This is a genomic window from Shewanella aestuarii, assembly GCF_014647215.1.
Lineage (GTDB): Bacteria > Pseudomonadota > Gammaproteobacteria > Enterobacterales > Shewanellaceae > Shewanella > Shewanella aestuarii.
This window is the reverse complement of sequence record NZ_BMOT01000007.1, coordinates 214606-231347: the sequence shown is the minus strand read 5'-3', so window position 1 is coordinate 231347 and position 16742 is coordinate 214606. Positions and strand designations below refer to the sequence as shown.

The following is a 16742-nucleotide window of genomic DNA, read 5'->3' as shown; positions in this document are numbered from 1 at the left end:
AATTTACCTTAACTTCAAGGTCGCGAGACCCAATAACACAAGGAATAACGAGATAATCCAAAAACGCACAATCACGCGCGGCTCTGGCCAACCTTTTAATTCATAGTGATGATGGATGGGTGCCATCCGGAAAATACGCTGCCCTCTCAACTTGTATGATCCCACTTGTAAGATGACTGAAACCGTCTCCATTACAAATACACCGCCCATGATGATCAAGAGGATTTCTTGGCGCACTAATACTGCGATAGTGCCGAGCGCTGCACCAAGTGCTAGCGAACCGACATCGCCCATAAAGACCTGTGCAGGGTAAGTGTTAAACCACAAAAAACCGAGTCCAGCACCAACAATAGCGGTGCATACAATCACTAATTCACCCGCTTCTGGTAGGTGTGGTATGTGTAAATAATTAGCAAATTGTGCGTGCCCTGAAAGATAGGCGATCAATGCAAATGCACCGGCAACCATTACCGTAGGCATAATGGCTAAACCATCCAAACCATCGGTTAAGTTTACCGCGTTACTTGCACCGACTATGGTGAAATACGCTAAAAAGATAAACACGATACCCAGTTGTGGCATCACATCTTTAAAAAATGGCACCACAAGTTGGGTTTCACCAGGAATCGCCGATGAGGCATATAAATAAAATGCCACCACTAAGGCTGCAATCGACTGACTGGCATATTTCCAGCGAGCAATCAGTCCTTTAGAGTTTTTCTTAACGACTTTTAAGTAATCATCTAAAAATCCAATCGCACCAAAAGCGCCTAATACAAACAACATAACTAACACGTAGCGGCTAGATAAATCGCCCCACAATAAAACACTGATAAAAATGCCAGCAAGAATAAGCAGTCCACCCATTGTTGGCGTTCCGCGCTTACTAAAGTGCGACTCAGGTCCATCATTGCGAACGACTTGACCAATTTGCAATAACTGCAAACGTTCTATGAGCTTAGGCCCCCACCAGAGACTAAACACTAATGCAGTCAGTAGGCCCAAAATAGCTCTAAATGTCACATATGAAAATACGTTAAACCCACTGTAAAATTGGGTTAAATATTCGGCCAGATAAACCAGCATCTACACTAACTCCCCACACCCGAAGGCATCTACTAACAAATCGACCACGCGTTCCATTGCCGCGCTTCGAGAACCTTTAACTAATATGGTCGCCTCGCCTGGCAACTGATTTAATTGTGCTATTAATGCCTGAGCCAGCGCTGTGACATCTTGAAAATGTGGGCTACCAAATGCTTTACTGGTATTGGCAGATAAGCTGCCACAACAATAAAGTGCATCAATATTAGCCAATTTTGCTTGTTGCCCGAGCTGTTCATGCAAAGGGGCAGCATTGTCACCTAATTCGCCCAAATCTCCCAGCACTAAACACCGATAATTATCACGTTGTTGCAACCAGGATATCGCAGCCTGTACTGAACTAGGGTTGGCATTGTAACTGTCATCAACGATTAAGAAGCGCCCGAGTACTTTAGGCATCATTCTGCCTTTTACTGGTTGTAACAGGCTTAACCCGCTGGCTACTTTTGTTAAATCGAGCCCTAATGCAATACACATGCAAGCTGCGGCTAATGCATTGCTGACTTGGTGGATACCCGCCAAGGGCAAATGCACCACAATTGATTGAGTTAAATATTCAAGATTAAATTCATAACATCCATGAGTATCGGCTTTTAAATCGGTTGCACGGATATCCGCTTTTACACCCTGAACGCGCGAAAAATGTAGCTGTTTAAATCCAGCGGCTTTTGTCGACATAAACTCAGCAAAGGCATCATCGGCATTAATCACCGCCACACCATCTTGTTTAAGATGATTGAAGATCTCTGATTTTGCCTCAGCAATACCTTCAACAGAACCAAAGCCTTCAAGGTGTGCACTGCCAATGTTATTTACTAATGCCACTTGAGGCTGCACAAGCGCGCTAGTGTAATCAATCTCACCTTTATGGTTTGCACCAAGCTCAAACACACCGTATTGGTCGCCCGAAGACAAACGTAATAATGTCAGTGGCACACCAATATCATTATTAAAATTGCCCGCGGTAAATAGCACCTGAAATTGTTGCGACAATATAGTGGCAACCATTTCTTTCACACTGGTTTTGCCATTAGAACCCGTCAGAGCAACGGCTATTGGGGCCACTTGTTGACGCACAAACTGGCCTAATTGGCCTAGTGCGTCATGGGTGTCGCCAACCACAATCTGTGGTACGTTAAATGGCAATTGTGTTGATACTAAAAGGGCTTTAGCGCCATTTTCAATCGCTTTATTTGCAAATTGATGGGCGTCAAACCGCTCACCTTTTAAGGCAATAAACAGGCTGTCGTTATCAAATTTACGGCTGTCAGTACTCACTGCATTGATGGTGATATTGTTGCCAATCAACTGACCATGTATAGCCTGTGCGATTTGATCTAATGAAAGTGAAATCATACTGAGGCCTCCATTAACTGCTTGGCCAATGCGCGTTCATCGTAATCCAATCTTTTTCCTGCCACTTCTTGATAGGTTTCATGACCTTTACCCGCCAATAAAATAATATCGTGCGGTTTTGCTTGCGCTACAACTTGCTTGATTGCGCTGATCCGGTCGATATTTGACAGGGCTTGTTCTGGCAAAGACAGTCCAGCTAAGACATCATCAATAATGGCTTGTGGGTCTTCACTTCGAGCATTATCACTGGTGACCATGACACGGTCAGCAAAGGCTTCGGCGGCTTGTGCCATCAGAGGGCGCTTGCCTTTATCTCGGTCGCCACCACAACCAAATACACACCATAATTGTCCATGGCAATGTACTCGTAGTGCTTTCAATGCTTGTTCGATTGCATCTGGCGTATGTGCGTAATCAACCACTAAGGTTGCTTTATTATGACCAGAAAAACGCTCCATGCGTCCTGCTACGGGTTTAATTTGAGGAAGAACCCGAAGAATTTCAGCCATATCTATGCCTTGTAACGATAAGGCAGATATTGCTGCTAGCACATTGGATAAATTAAATTCCCCTAATAATGGCGAAACCAGATTAGCCCTTAGCTTTTCTGAGCCATTGTTGGCTGGATATATCAAGGTAGCGCTTACCCCTTGATCATCAAATTGCGTATTTTGGCAATAAAAGTCTGCTTGTGTGTTCGCGACACTAAAAGAAAACAACTGAGCTTTGGCTGGCGCAGGGGTAGTGGTAAATTCATCAAGCCAATTTGCACCAACGGTATCATCAAGATTAATAATGCCATTTTTTAACGAGGCAAATTTAAATAAACGTTTTTTAGCCGCAGCATAGGAAGCCATATCACCGTGATAATCAAGGTGGTCTCGGCTTAAATTAGTGAACACAGCAGTATTAAAAGGTACGGCTTCAATGCGGCCTTGCACTAAACCATGACTTGATACTTCCATTGCACAGACTGTTGCGCCTTGCTGTTCAAATGCTGACAATTGTTGCATGACGGTGATGGCATCAGCGGTAGTGTTACCACTGTCTATCAGCTCACCCCATAAACCATTACCTAGCGTGCCCATGACTGCAGCTTTTTGCCCCAATAACGTCACCAACTGGGCAATAATCTGGCTGACTGACGTTTTACCGTTAGTACCAGTCACGCCAATCACGTTAAGCTTGTTTGAGACTGCGTAATATTGTGCCGCTACTGCAGAAAGCTGTCTGCTCAGTTGGCAAAAGTGGATCACTGGAACTGCACCAACCCAATCGACCTTTTCATGTTTTTCAGGGAAGTCGGTGTGAGCCAGCACAGCCGTTGCGCCTTTTTCAATCGCAGCCGCAATATATTCTCGGCCATCCACTTTATGCCCAGGCAAAGCCACAAACACTTTACCCGTTGCAGTCAAGCGACTATCAAGCGTTAAACCACAAATCGTTTCAGCCCCGGCATAATAAAACCAGGGCGCAAGTAAATCTTTTAGTAACATCATTCTGCGCTCCTTGGCGCAGACGCCATCTGTATGGCCTCACGTTTTGAAATAGGCTCAACGTTTAACATTTGTAACGCACCCGACATCACTTTTGCAAAAGCAGGACCGGCCACATCGCCACCATAGTACTTATCGCCTTTAGGCTCATTAATCACGACTGAAATAGCTAACCTTGGATTATGTACAGGGGCAACACCAGCAAAAATCGCTACGTAATCATCGCCATAGCCCCCAGCAACTGCCTTACGGCTGGTACCGGTTTTACCTGCTATAGGATAACCATCAATGTGTGCTTTCGTGGCAGTACCACCCGCTTCAGTTACCCCAACCAGCATCTGCATGACATCATTAGCCACTTGTTCTGATAAAACCTGTTGCCCTTTAGGCGCTTCTTTTAACTTTAAAATCGATACAGGATACAACACGCCACCACTGCCTAACGTGGCATACATGCGTGCCAATTGAAGCGGCGTTGCGGTGAAGCCATAACCAAACGATAATGTGGCGCGTTCAAAGTCAGACCAGCGACGGCGGTCGTGAATTAAACCAGCACTTTCACCGGTTAAATTAATACCTGAATAATTGCCTAACCCCATTGATTGATAGGTACCAAGCAATTGCTGAACGGGCATAGATAAAGCCAGTTTACTGATACCTACGTTTGATGATTTAACCAGAATTTTTGCCAGCGACATGTCGCCGTAATTATTTGAATCACGCACCTGACGACCACCAATCCGCATCCAGCCTGGTGATGTTGGGATCAGTTCATCAGACTTTACGGTTCCGGCCTCTAATGCCGCCGCGACCACAAAGGGTTTTACCGTAGAACCGGGTTCAAAGGTGTCAGTTAATGCACGATTTCGCATACGATGTGATTGTAAATTATCGCGCGCATTAGGATTGTATGAGGGCGTGTTCGCCATCGCCAGTACTTCGCCAGTTAGCACATCAATAACCACAACCGAGCCTGAGGTGGCCTGAAAGGTTTCGGTAGCACGTTTAAGTTCCCGGTAGGCCAATTGCTGGATGCGTTGATCGATACTCAACACAATATCGTTAGAGCTTTCACCCTCTTGTACTATGTCTAAACGTTCAACTACACTGCCGTCGCGCGACTTTCTCACTTTTTGTTTTGATGGCGTACCTGTAAGCCAGGTATTGTAAGTATTTTCAATGCCTTCAATACCCACGTCATCAATATTGGTAATACCAATCAACTGAGCGGCAATTTCACCCGCTGGATAATAACGACGAGATTCTGATTTAAGGTATATGCCACCAATTTTTAATTGCTCAATATAATCAGCAACCGCAGGAGTAACTTGGCGTTTTAAGTAGACAAATCGCTTTTTAGGATCGCGTTTTACTTTGTTCACCAGCTTATCAACGGGTTCTTGCAACACATCGGCTAACGCTTGCCAACGACGCATATCAACGAACGCTTTTTGATCATGAGCATGTTTAGGATCTGCCCAGACAGCACGAACAGGCACACTCACGGCTAACATATCACCATTGCGATCGGTAATCAGGCCACGCTGCACCTGATTACTTGTAGTACGTAAGGTACGCATATCACTTTCATGGCGTAACTTATCTGGTTCAATAATTTGTATATAGGCTGCGCGAGCAATCAAACTGACAAATAACAGCAAGACAAATCCCACCACAACGTATAAACGCCATGGGATCAGTTCGGGATTTTGCTTACGCTTGGCTTGTCTTGACATATTCCCTATGCTCAATTGGCCCTAATCACCACTTCCTCTTTAGGAAGCGGTCTGGACATATTCAAATCTTTAGTCGCTATTCGGGTCACGCGGCTATGTTCCGACTGCGACTGTTCTTCTAACAATAAATTGCGCCATTCAATATCTAAATGGTCTTGCTGCTGTAAAAGCTGATCCCATTGCGAGGTTAATTTACGGCTAACATGGCTGGTGTACACCACAGCTACCGCATTAATCATCACCACAATGCTTAACAACACCACCCATTTGTGGTGCCAGATATCTTGCAAAACAAGCCGAGGCAGATTCAGTGCAGACTGATTCACAATGCTAACCTCAGTACGCTAAGCGCTCTGCAACACGCAGCACTGAGCTGCGTGAGCGAGGGTTTTGTTCAATCTCTTCATCCGATGGCTTCATTGCCTTGCCCATTGACTTCAGCTTACGCGATTTATTAATTTCAGCTTCGGTAATAGGTAAGCCATGCGGCACGCTTTCGCCCTGGCTATTGCGACGAATAAAGCGTTTTACCATGCGATCTTCTAATGAATGGAAGCTAATCACCGATAAACGACCTTCAGGCGCAAGGACTTTTAACGCGCCTTCTAATGCTTGATCAATTTGCTCCAGCTCACTATTGATATAAATACGTATCGCTTGAAATACCCGTGTTGCTGGATGCTTGTTACGTTCTTTGTTTTTGGTAATTCGGGCAATCAAATCCGCTAAATCTTTAGTGCGTAAAAAGGGGTTTTCATCTCTATCTGCGGCGATGCAGCGAGCAATATGACGAGAATTTTTTTCTTCACCATAGGTTTTGAACACCCATGCCATATCTTCTATTTCTGCTCTTGCTAACCATTGTGCTGCGGTTTCGCCTTGGCTATTGTCCATACGCATGTCTAATGGGCCATCGCGCAAAAAACTAAAACCTCTATCGGCATCATCAAGTTGCGGTGAAGAAACACCTAAATCCAACAACACCCCATTAATCTTGCCAACTAGCCCTAATTCTTCTACATAATCCGCTAACTGGCCAAAACCACCGTGAACAATTTGAAAGCGTGGATCATCAGCAAATTGTTTTGCCGCTGCTATCGCTTGCGGGTCTCTATCTATGGCAATTAAGCGTCCCTCAGGGCCTAGGTGGCTAAGCACATGGCGTGAATGTCCACCGCGGCCAAATGTGCCATCAATATAGATGCCATTTGGATCGATATTAAGACCATCTACGGTCTCTTTTAATAACACGCTTAAGTGGGCAAACTCTTGACTCATTAGGGTCTTCTTTTTATTCCATTACAGGGTGAAGTGGCTCAATCTTTCATGATTGGCTAAATTCTGGTTGCTGATCAGCTCATGGTTTTGCTCCATTTGCAGCTGCCAAGCACCTTCTTCCCATAATTCAAATTTATTTAATAAGCCTACCAACATGGTTTTCTTTTCCAAATTGGCAAAACTTCTGAGTATTGGCGGCACAACGATGCGGCCATGGCTGTCAAGCTCACACTCTTGGGCATAGCCCAATAGTTTGCGCTTAAGCGAACGCTCTGTGGGATCAATATCTGATAACAGCAGCAACTTAGTTTCCATGAGCTCCCACTCATGTAACGGATAAATCAATAAACAAGGAGAATTGATATCAACGGTAAGAATGAGAGTGCCATCGTGCCCATTACGTAACGCATCACGGAATCTCGCTGGCATAGCGATCCGTCCTTTTGCGTCCATATTGATTGCACTTGCGCCTCGAAACACGTTTATAAAGTCCTTGTTTTTTTAATTTGATCCACAATGATCCACTTTTTCCCACAAATGCTAAGTTTAGGGATACAACACAAGGGTTGTCAAGGGATGTGAACATATATTAAATCCAGACGCCAAGCGGGTTAGCAGGGAATTCTCAATCAACGAAAAAATATCAAATAGAAAGCGCAAAAATATACAGAAATAACAGAGTTAATGAGCAAAACCAGACACATATAGGCGGTTATTTCAGCAATTTTGATCTTAGGTGGGAGAAAGAAACAATCACATACAGCAGTTCTTGGCGGCTATAGATCACAATTTAATCGCAATTAGTTTTATTTTTAGCCGTTTTCTTTAATGAAACTTAATCTTTAAACTGGCAAAAAATAGCGCTTTAGTATGAATGAATCCTTGGTGGTGACCCATTAACTGATAATAAACGGGCAAAAAAACCACTCGACTAATTTTTAATCGACACTGGCCGATATAAAGATAACAATTACAATTTGCTCGCTAAAGGATCTGAGCGATGATAATGAAAGGAGTATCTGATGAATTTAGATAGCATTTATAGCATGCTTGCCACACCGGTTCGTTTAATCAGTAATCGTAAACGTATTGTTGACCGTGTGGATGTTACCAGTGAAATTGCCGCTGACAGCCATGAAGCCCCCCAGTCTCAGTTGCCCCCAACACGAGGTAAACACAACTCGATAGCCGAAAATAAAGTGGATCCCATCAGGGAAGATGAGCCTCATGAATACATCACCGATGATGAAGCGCCTCTGAAAGAGTTAAAAGTGCCCATTAAGCACATTGATGTTGAAGCTTAAGCTTGGCGTTAACGGCATTATTGGGTACTAACTTGTTTAACGGCTTTAAGCCAACCTTGATACAAGGTTTGTCGTAAATCGTTATCCATAGTGGCAGTAAAAATGCGATCTGTAGCTAAAATGGATTGTAACTCCTGTGTTGACTTCCATACCCCGACGGCCAATCCAGCCAGAAACGCCGCGCCCATTGCTGTCGTCTCACTCACTTTAGGCCTTAACACATGCACATCAGTTATATCCGCTTGAAATTGCATTAAGAAGTCATTTGCCACTGCTCCGCCATCGACACGAATTTGGGTTAATGCGACACCTGAATCTTTACTCATCGCATCAAGTAAATCACGAGATTGATAGGCAATGGATTCTAATGCAGCGCGAATAATATGGTTTCGATTTGCACCACGGGTTAAACCAACAATGGCTCCTCTAGCATCGGCATCCCAATAAGGCGCTCCAAGTCCTACAAAGGCAGGAACCACATAAACACCATTAGTATCGCTCACTTTATTAGCATAATATTGAGTATCATAGGCATCTTGAATTATGCCTAACTCATCCCGTAACCATTGAATAATAGCACCGCCCATAAACACCGAACCTTCAAGGGCATAACATGCTTGTCCCTTGTCACCAATCGCCACTGTGGTTAACAAACCGTGGGTTGACTCAACGGCTTTATCACCGGTATTCATCAGTAAAAAGCAGCCAGTCCCGTAAGTATTTTTTACCATGCCAGGCTGCAGACACAGTTGACCAAATAAAGCGGACTGCTGATCACCGGCCATGCCCGCAACCGGAATGCCTAGCCCGCCGGCAAGCTCGGTATAACCGTAAACTTCGCAGGAAGATTTCACTTCAGGTAACATTTGCCGCGGAATATTGAACAATTTGAGTAAGTCGTCATCCCACTGCTGAGTATGGATATTAAATAACATGGTACGCGACGCATTGGTTGGTTCAGTAACATGCACTTTACCTTGGGTAAGTTTCCATACTAACCAGGTATCTACTGTGCCAAATAAAAGCTCTCCGGCATCAGCCTGCTCGCGCGCGCCCGCAACATTGTCTAAGATCCATTGAATCTTTGAGGCTGAAAAATACGGGTCCAGCACTAAACCGGTTTTTTGCCGGATCAGGGTTTCAATATTTTGTGCTTTTAACTGTTGGCAAATTCCCTGACTGCGTCGGCATTGCCACACAATCGCATTATAAATAGGCTTCCCGGTATGCTTGTTCCAAACAATGGTTGTTTCACGCTGATTAGTAATGCCAATAGCGGCCACTTCATGACGATTAATGCCTGCTCGTGTTAACACCTCAACTAATGAAGAGCTTTGCGAGGACCAAATTTCCATCGGATCATGCTCAACCCAACCCGCATGGGGATAATGTTGTCGAAATTCCCGTTGCGAAATTGCCACTATGTCAGCCTTATGATTGAACACAATCGCTCTTGAACTCGTGGTTCCCTGATCTAAAGCAACAATGTATTTATTCGCTGTCATATGACACTCTCTTTATCGGAGGAAAGCCTAAGTTTAGGTTAACGTAAAATGAGAACACCTAAAGCTTGAAGATGATTAATTTTTAAAAACCAAACAAATTTAATTATTTAGGTCACATTGATGGGCTTTATAATACCACACAGCGGCAATTTTTTGATTTTCAAAAAGGTACACCCCAATACTGCAACGGGACAACCACTCCCCCTCTTGTTGCCAAGAAACCTGCTCTACTGTACTGACAAAATCACCAGAGGTAACAGACTTGATTACCCGAGAATGTGCTCTATTTGCATCAGCGAAATAACCTTTCATTGATTTAACAAGCTCATCCCTAGAGGTTGTTTGGCTGGTCATTCCCGCGCGGGTAACATCAAACCAATAGGCTTCTTTTGTGACCATTTGCCCCATTAACTCGGGATCGCGCTCATTAAATGCCTCTACAAATTGCGTCACCACTTGTGATTTCTCATTAGCATCAGCTGCAAAGCTGAATCCCAAAATCAACACGACCCACATCAATTTAGCCATTACTGTCCTTAAATATAGTCAATATAAAAAAGCCCCGCTATGCGAGGCTGATGAAGAATGACAAGCACTAAACTTACATTTTATAGCTCAATTGCACGCCAGCAAGCAAAACGTTACCTGTGGCTTCGCCATTAAAGGTGACTACTGCTAAGCCTGCTAAATCTTGCTCTTCGCTGATAGGCGCATCACCATACATTTTGATATAGGTGACGGCAAAGTCTAGGCTAAGATTTTTAGTCGCTTGATAACCCGCTCCCATACTAAACCATAAACGGTCGGTATCTGGAATAGTTGTTGTACGGTATTCATCTTCTACCGCGGTTTGGTCTAATGCCAAACCAGCTCTTAACGTCCAATCATGAGTTAATGAATACGTGCCGCCAACTGCATAGCGCCAATTATCTTTAAAGTTTTCATTTTTAACTAAATCAGATTCGATATCGCCAATCGGTTTTTGCTCGCCAGGAAAGTAAGCCACTAACTGATCAAATACACTCCATTGAGTCCAATTTACGCTGGCATGCATGGCAAATTTATCAGTCAACTGATGATGCGAAGCTAACTCAGCAAAAGCAGGCAGCTCAATAGGTAAATAGCCTTCAATTGACACATTTTGGCCACCATCATAAAGCAAACCAGAAGCATGACCGTCTAGCTCTAATTCAACACCACTATGATAAGCCAAGCCTAAACGATGATCAGGGTTTATCTGCCAGCTAGCACCTGCTTTCCACCCCACACTAATATCATCACCTTTCATTGATTTAAGGCTTGTGCCAGGATCAGGTAAACGACCAGCAATTTGGGCAGGTAATGCAGGATTGGCTTTAATCGCACCAACCCAAGCAGGGGTTGTTGCACCAATTTCGCCTTCACCATAAACCACACGTAAACCAGCACCGACACTGAATGTATCATCCACTTTGTACGCTAGGTTAGGGTTAAACTCCACTGTAGTGATGGCTGTTTTACTACCGAAAATGGCTGCGGCATGGGTGGGTTCAATTTCAGTCGCTAATCCGTAATTAGAGTTAACGGTTAATCCCCAAGTCCATTGCGAGTTTAATTGATTAGAATAGTAAAAGTTAGGAATAAAAGCGTCACCGGCAACATCATGAGCACTGGCAGGAACATGCAATGATTGTCCACCAAACAAAGGCGAATCGATGGCAATATCACCTGTTACATCAATATTTGGCATGACATACACACCACCTGCAGAAAGCTGACGGCCTTCTAAATAGCTCAGCATAGCTGGGTTACGGGACTGTGCAGAAGCATTATCAGCCATAGCAGCTTCACCTGCGAATGCGCGGCCTAAACCGGTCGATGAAAATTCTGCTAATTGAAAACCAGCGGCTTGAGTTTGTGAAGTGGTTCCAAAGACGATTGCTGATATAGCCAAAGTAAGTATTGTTTTTTTCATTATATTCTCTTATTCGTTGTTTTTATGTCGATTTAATGCAACAAACACACCTTTATAGAGTAAAAGCTCGACATTTATGCGCAGCAAGTTTACGGATAAAAAGCCTTATTGCAACCGTCAACTTATAAATCTCGCATCATATCTGCCGCTTAAATACCGATAACTGGCTCACAAAGCGTGCGAAAAACACCGGGGTTTTTAAAGCGCTGTTAACTGAATAAAAAGCACAAGAGTAGACAACTTATAATTAACTATAATTATCAACAACTAAGTCGTTATATAAAGCATTATTTATGGTACAGCAGTAAGCTGAAAAATTAACAAATTAAAGCAAGGAGAGTTAATTTATTGGCACATTAGCTTGTAACTAATTGTAAAAATGACAAATAAAAAACCCTGCGTTAGCAGGGTTTGTTTTACTTATTCGCTAAAAAATTAGCTGATAAGATTATAAGCTGTAGTACATTTCGAACTCTAATGGATGAGTTGTACGTGCTACACGCTCAGCTTCAGCTGTTTTCAGTTTGATATAAGACTGAATAAAGTCTTCACTGAATACGCCGCCTTTAGTTAAGAACTCATGGTCAGCTTGTAAGTTTTCAAGTGCATTCTCTAAAGACGTTGCAACTTGTGGGATCTCTGCCGCTTCTTCAGCTGGTAGGTCATACAAGTCTTTGTCCATTGCATCACCAGGGTGGATCTTGTTTTGGATACCGTCAAGACCAGCCATTAACAATGCCGCAAAACCTAAATATGGGTTTGCATGTGGATCTGGGAAACGCGCTTCAATACGACGACCTTTAGGGCTTGGCACTACAGGAATACGGATTGATGCACTACGGTTACGCGCTGAATAAGCTAACATAACTGGCGCTTCAAAGTGTGGCACTAAACGCTTGTAAGAGTTAGTGCTTGGGTTAGTGAAAGCATTCAATGCACGAGCGTGCTTGATGATACCGCCAATATAATAAAGTGCGATGTCACTTAAGCCTGCATACTTGTCACCAGCAAATAAGTTTACACCATCTTTAGATAATGACTGATGCACATGCATACCACTACCGTTGTCACCCACGATTGGCTTAGGCATAAAGGTGGCTGTTTTGCCATAAGCGTGTGCCATGTTGTGAACAACATACTTTAGAATTTGGATTTCATCCGCTTTCTTAGTCAAGGTGTTAAAACGTGTAGCAATTTCGTTTTGACCCGCTGTAGCCACTTCATGGTGATGCGCTTCAACAACTTGACCCATTTCTTCAAGTACTAAACACATAGCGCTACGTAGATCTTGTGAAGAGTCAACAGGTGCTACTGGGAAGTAACCGCCTTTCACCATTGGACGGTGACCCGTGTTACCTTCTTCATAACTTTTTGCAGAGTTCCATGCAGCTTCTTTAGCATCAATTTTCACGAAACAACCTGACATGTCAGTACCAAAACGTACGTCGTCAAATAAGAAGAACTCTGGCTCAGGACCAATAAGAACCGTGTCAGCAATACCGGTAGACTTTAAATATTCTTCAGCTTTTTTAGCGATAGAACGTGGGTCACGGTCATAACCAGTCATAGTGCCTGGCTCTAAAATATCACAACGGATAAGCGCAGTTGTTTCTTCTGTGAAAGGATCAAGTAAGAAAGTTGATGCATCAGGCATTAATACCATGTCTGATTCGTTAATGCCTTTCCAGCCTGCAATAGAAGAACCGTCAAACATTTTGCCGTCTTCAAAAAAATCCGCGTCAACTTGATGAGTTGGAATAGATACGTGCTGCTCTTTACCTTTAGTATCGGTAAAACGTAAGTCAACAAACTTAACTTCTAATTCTTCAAGTTGCTTTAATACTGATTCAACTGACATTCTCAAGCCTCCGGTAGGGTCAAGGGTATTCCCTTCTTAATTTAATCTAACTGTTTACCAAGTACACTTTACTTAGTTAAACCAATGTAAAACAGTGATGTTCACATGATGTCACTTACTAAGCTATTTTTATGCCAAATATATAACACATTGAATTATATGAATTTGATTTTTTAGCATTATAAAGTGACCATCAAATTGCACCAAAAAGATCCACAAAAGCACTAATTTGGTGCAACAGTTAAGCTGGGCTGCACCGTAAATGAACATGCCGAGTATATAGAGACTCATCAACAAAAAGTGTACTGAGATAACAATTTACCCAACCTAATTCAGAAAACTGTGTTCTTAATGTTTATCAGTCATCGAGTCATCACAACAACCTTTTAAGCCAGTTCAGTCGACATATATCTGTCCAAACGTGTGAAAATACGTGGTGTTCAAAAAAAATCCTATCTACTGAGGCCTTGCTGGAGTAGAATGGCACGCTTTTTTATGGTGGCTATACTTAATAGCAACTGTAAATAATCCCTTTTTTGTTTGATGGTATAGAGGTTTTATCCGTGCTAGAGAATTTACGTAACATCGCCATTATTGCACACGTTGACCATGGCAAAACAACCCTGGTAGACAAGTTGCTGGCGCAGTCAGGAACCCTTGCATCTCGAGGAGAAGCTACTGAGCGGGTGATGGATTCAAACGATCTTGAAAAAGAACGTGGGATCACCATTCTGGCAAAAAACACTGCCATCAAGTGGAACGACTACCGTATTAACATCGTAGACACACCAGGTCACGCCGATTTCGGTGGTGAAGTTGAACGTGTTCTGTCTATGGTTGACTCAGTTTTATTACTAGTAGATGCAGTTGATGGCCCAATGCCACAAACTCGCTTCGTAACTAAAAAAGCATTTGCTCAAGGTCTTAAGCCAATCGTTGTGATCAACAAGATTGACCGTCCTGGTGCACGTCCTGATTGGGTTATTGACCAAGTTTTCGATTTATTCGACAACTTAGGTGCAACTGACGAGCAGTTAGACTTCCCTATCGTTTACGCTTCAGCATTAAATGGTTTCGCAACCTTAGATCCTGAAGATACAAGCGAAGACATGACGCCTTTGTTCCAAACAATCGTTGAAAAAGTATCTTTCCCTGACGCTGACGCTGAAGGTGCTTTCCAGATGCAAATTTCACAACTTGATTATAACTCATACGTGGGTGTAATCGGTGTTGGTCGTATCAAGCGTGGTAGCGTAAAAACTGGTCAACAGGTTACTGTGATCGGCGCTGACGGTAAGAAACGTAACGGTAAAATGGGCCAAGTATTAGGTTACATGGGTCTAGACCGTACTGAAGTTGAAATTGCTAACGCTGGTGACATCGTTGCAATTACCGGTCTTGGCGAGCTAAAAATTTCTGATACGGTTTGTGCCGTAACTGAAGTTGAAGCATTACCACCGTTATCTGTTGATGAACCTACATTAACCATGACTTTCCAAGTAAACACTTCTCCGTTCGCGGGTAAAGAAGGTAAGTATGTTACTTCACGTAATATTCTTGAGCGTTTACAACAAGAATTGGTTCATAACGTTGCATTACGTGTTGAAGAAACTGACAGTCCAGACCGTTTCCGTGTTTCTGGCCGTGGTGAATTACACTTATCAATCCTGATTGAAAACATGCGTCGTGAAGGTTACGAGTTAGCCGTATCACGCCCAGAAGTTATTCTTAAGACGATTGATGGTGAATTATGTGAGCCATTCGAAACCGTAACGGTTGACGTTGAAGAAGAGCACCAAGGCACTGTAATTGAAAAATTAGGTACCCGTAAAGCTGAAATGAAAGACATGCAACTTGACGGTAAGGGTCGTGTACGTATCGACTTTATTATCCCAAGCCGTGGCTTAATCGGTTTCCAAACTGAATTCTTAACCGCCACGTCTGGTACTGGTTTGATTTATCATTCATTTGATCACTATGCCCCTCATAAAGGCGGTGACATTGGTCAACGTGCTAACGGTGTATTGATTTCAAACGCAACGGGTAAAGCACTAACATTCGCACTATTCGGTTTACAAGACCGTGGTCGTTTGTTTATTGGCCACGCAGCTGAAGTGTATGAAGGTCAAGTTGTTGGTATTCACGCTCGCTCAAACGATCTAACAGTTAACTGTTTGAAAGGTAAGCAGCTTACTAACATGCGTGCTTCTGGTACTGATGAAGCACAAGTACTAACTCCGCCAATCAACATGACTTTAGAGCAAGCGCTTGAGTTCATCGATGATGACGAATTAGTAGAAGTAACGCCTAAGAACATCCGTGTTCGTAAGAGACACTTAACTGAAAACGAACGTAAGCGCCATAACCGCGCTGGTGCGTAATCAGTCAGCTTATTTGAGTTGAATTAAAAGCCCAGATTATTCTGGGCTTTTTTGTGTCTGCTTGTTTTCAATTAAGAATCACCACATTAAAAAATAACTAGATATTCACAATAAATAGATATAAATTCACACCAACTTATTTTATGGAGTGGGTGAATATGTTAGAAAATGTCAATGTGGCGCTGCAAGCAAACGTGTATTTTGATGGTAAAGTAACTAGTCGAGTGGTATTTTTTGCCGATGGTTCAAAACAAACCTTAGGCGTGGTATTGCCGGGGGAATATACATTTTCAACGTCTCAAGCAGAAATAATGAAAGTGACTTCAGGTGATTTTGACGTGCTACTCCCTAATGCATCTGAATGGGCTAACTATCCAGCCGGCGCTCATTTTAAATTAGCTGCAGGCGTGAGTTTTAGCATTCGTACCAGTGCGGTAGCGGAATATTGTTGTAGTTACCTGTAAGCCATTATTGATAAACAATCGGACTTTAATTGCTACATTCTTCATGCCAGACTAAGCCTTGAAGGTCATTTCAGGGCTATTACACTCTCATCGAAAGCATTTCCTCAGGCTGACCCCGCAACGCATTATTTCTCGCACTAGCAGAGTGTCATTATCTCAATAAAAAATCACAACGCTAAGAAAGTAAGCTCACTTAAATGAATTGAGTTTTCATCTTAAGGCGGCTTGTTAATTCAAAACCGCTAATACCATACTCACTTATTTTTGGCCGTATTGTCTTAAATGATTAGCGACAAAGAGTAAGCT

At 43.0% G+C, this 16742-nt stretch carries 14 protein-coding genes; 3 read left to right on the top strand and 11 right to left on the bottom strand.

Features of this window, described 5'->3' with window-relative positions:
* Window positions 1-3: 3 nt before the first annotated feature.
* The 7 genes from mraY to mraZ are packed head-to-tail and all read right to left on the bottom strand — an operon-like array spanning window position 4 to window position 7450.
* Entirely contained in the window at window positions 4-1086 is a 1083-nt protein-coding gene (mraY, locus tag IEY03_RS12120) for a phospho-N-acetylmuramoyl-pentapeptide-transferase (RefSeq protein ID WP_188842019.1), read from the bottom strand.
* Window positions 1087-2460, bottom strand: a complete 1374-nt coding sequence (locus IEY03_RS12115; RefSeq protein ID WP_188842017.1) for a UDP-N-acetylmuramoyl-tripeptide--D-alanyl-D-alanine ligase — start codon at window positions 2458-2460, stop codon at window positions 1087-1089. It abuts the gene before it with no gap.
* Window positions 2457-3959 (bottom strand): UDP-N-acetylmuramoyl-L-alanyl-D-glutamate--2,6-diaminopimelate ligase, encoded by a 1503-nt coding sequence (gene murE / locus IEY03_RS12110; RefSeq protein ID WP_188842016.1) that lies wholly within the window; start codon window positions 3957-3959, stop codon window positions 2457-2459. The genes IEY03_RS12115 and murE overlap by 4 nt, the downstream gene beginning before the upstream one ends.
* Window positions 3956-5692, bottom strand: coding sequence for a peptidoglycan D,D-transpeptidase FtsI family protein (locus IEY03_RS12105; RefSeq protein ID WP_188842014.1), 1737 nt, complete (start codon window positions 5690-5692; stop codon window positions 3956-3958). Before IEY03_RS12105 ends, murE begins: the two co-directional genes overlap by 4 nt.
* An 11-nt stretch (window positions 5693-5703) precedes the next feature.
* Window positions 5704-6018: a cell division protein FtsL gene (ftsL, locus tag IEY03_RS12100; RefSeq protein ID WP_188842012.1), complete on the bottom strand. Its 315-nt coding sequence runs from the start codon at window positions 6016-6018 to the stop codon at window positions 5704-5706.
* Window positions 6019-6028: 10 nt separating this feature from the next.
* On the bottom strand, window positions 6029-6970 hold the full coding sequence (gene rsmH, locus IEY03_RS12095) for a 16S rRNA (cytosine(1402)-N(4))-methyltransferase RsmH (RefSeq protein ID WP_188842010.1): 942 nt from the start codon (window positions 6968-6970) through the stop codon (window positions 6029-6031).
* Window positions 6971-6991: 21 nt separating this feature from the next.
* Window positions 6992-7450 (bottom strand): division/cell wall cluster transcriptional repressor MraZ, encoded by a 459-nt coding sequence (mraZ, locus tag IEY03_RS12090; protein WP_188842008.1) that lies wholly within the window; start codon window positions 7448-7450, stop codon window positions 6992-6994.
* Window positions 7451-7992: 542 nt separating this feature from the next.
* Between mraZ and IEY03_RS12085 the strand changes: the two genes are divergently transcribed.
* On the top strand, window positions 7993-8274 hold the full coding sequence (locus tag IEY03_RS12085) for a hypothetical protein (protein ID WP_229778302.1): 282 nt from the start codon (window positions 7993-7995) through the stop codon (window positions 8272-8274).
* A 17-nt stretch (window positions 8275-8291) separates the two neighbouring features.
* Here IEY03_RS12085 and glpK read toward each other — a convergent pair whose 3' ends face one another.
* From glpK to glnA, 4 genes are all read right to left on the bottom strand, one after another.
* Window positions 8292-9779, bottom strand: coding sequence for a glycerol kinase GlpK (glpK, locus tag IEY03_RS12080; RefSeq protein ID WP_188842006.1), 1488 nt, complete (start codon window positions 9777-9779; stop codon window positions 8292-8294).
* Between the two features lie 99 nt (window positions 9780-9878).
* Window positions 9879-10307 (bottom strand): nuclear transport factor 2 family protein, encoded by a 429-nt coding sequence (locus IEY03_RS12075; protein WP_188842004.1) that lies wholly within the window; start codon window positions 10305-10307, stop codon window positions 9879-9881.
* Between the two features lie 73 nt (window positions 10308-10380).
* Window positions 10381-11733: an outer membrane protein transport protein gene (locus tag IEY03_RS12070; RefSeq protein WP_188842002.1), complete on the bottom strand. Its 1353-nt coding sequence runs from the start codon at window positions 11731-11733 to the stop codon at window positions 10381-10383.
* 448 nt (window positions 11734-12181) lie between these two features.
* Complete coding sequence (gene glnA / locus IEY03_RS12065) at window positions 12182-13591, bottom strand: glutamate--ammonia ligase (protein WP_188842000.1); 1410 nt, start codon at window positions 13589-13591, stop codon at window positions 12182-12184.
* Window positions 13592-14154: 563 nt separating this feature from the next.
* On the opposite strand from glnA, the gene typA reads away from it, so the two are divergent.
* Together typA and ppnP are read left to right on the top strand one after the other, a co-directional pair.
* Complete coding sequence (gene typA, locus IEY03_RS12060) at window positions 14155-15972, top strand: translational GTPase TypA (protein ID WP_188841998.1); 1818 nt, start codon at window positions 14155-14157, stop codon at window positions 15970-15972.
* 152 nt (window positions 15973-16124) lie between these two features.
* A complete protein-coding gene (ppnP, locus tag IEY03_RS12055; RefSeq protein ID WP_188841996.1) occupies window positions 16125-16436 on the top strand; it encodes a pyrimidine/purine nucleoside phosphorylase in 312 nt (103 codons plus the stop codon).
* Window positions 16437-16742 lie beyond the last annotated feature (306 nt).

Coding starts and splice junctions, on each gene's coding strand:
- mraY (WP_188842019.1), bottom strand. CDS start 1,086: ATGCTGGTTTATCTGGCCGAATATTTAACCCAATTTTACAGTGGGTTT.
- IEY03_RS12115 (WP_188842017.1), bottom strand. CDS start 2,460: ATGATTTCACTTTCATTAGATCAAATCGCACAGGCTATACATGGTCAG.
- murE (WP_188842016.1), bottom strand. CDS start 3,959: ATGATGTTACTAAAAGATTTACTTGCGCCCTGGTTTTATTATGCCGGG.
- IEY03_RS12105 (WP_188842014.1), bottom strand. CDS start 5,692: ATGTCAAGACAAGCCAAGCGTAAGCAAAATCCCGAACTGATCCCATGG.
- rsmH (WP_188842010.1), bottom strand. CDS start 6,970: ATGAGTCAAGAGTTTGCCCACTTAAGCGTGTTATTAAAAGAGACCGTA.
- IEY03_RS12085 (WP_229778302.1), top strand. CDS start 7,993: ATGAATTTAGATAGCATTTATAGCATGCTTGCCACACCGGTTCGTTTA.
- glpK (WP_188842006.1), bottom strand. CDS start 9,779: ATGACAGCGAATAAATACATTGTTGCTTTAGATCAGGGAACCACGAGT.
- IEY03_RS12075 (WP_188842004.1), bottom strand. CDS start 10,307: ATGGCTAAATTGATGTGGGTCGTGTTGATTTTGGGATTCAGCTTTGCA.
- IEY03_RS12070 (WP_188842002.1), bottom strand. CDS start 11,733: ATGAAAAAAACAATACTTACTTTGGCTATATCAGCAATCGTCTTTGGA.
- glnA (WP_188842000.1), bottom strand. CDS start 13,591: ATGTCAGTTGAATCAGTATTAAAGCAACTTGAAGAATTAGAAGTTAAG.